Source organism: Psychrobacter sp. CAL346-MNA-CIBAN-0220, assembly GCF_040309805.1.
Lineage (GTDB): Bacteria > Pseudomonadota > Gammaproteobacteria > Pseudomonadales > Moraxellaceae > Psychrobacter.
In genome coordinates this window covers 1-279 of sequence record NZ_JBEOPF010000177.1, presented here as the reverse complement: position 1 = coordinate 279, position 279 = coordinate 1, and the positions used below count along the sequence as shown (strand labels likewise).

Here is a 279-nt window from a genome sequence, read left to right as displayed (position 1 = left end):
AAGTTACGCATTGGTTATGAACAATTAAATCAATTACATACCACATTAAAAAACACTCTTAACGAACATCTATTTTGGGTGCCCAATGCGCCTAGCATTGGCGCTTTATGGTTAATTGACTTAAGTCACAGTAGTGTCTGGTTACTGCAACCGAGTCAGTGGCAGTCGTTACAACAAGCTTGGTCTGAACAAAGTAATTATTGGGCTTGGTGGGGCATTTTATTTTTGTGTTGTTTAATGGCACAAGACATGCTGACACCTAAGTTCAATAAAGCGATT

The 279-nt window shown here is 38.7% G+C and carries 1 protein-coding gene; it reads left to right on the top strand.

From position 1 onward, the window contains the following. On the top strand, positions 1–279 hold a 279-nt coding region (locus AAEY88_RS13210), incomplete at both ends, for a hypothetical protein (protein WP_350563124.1).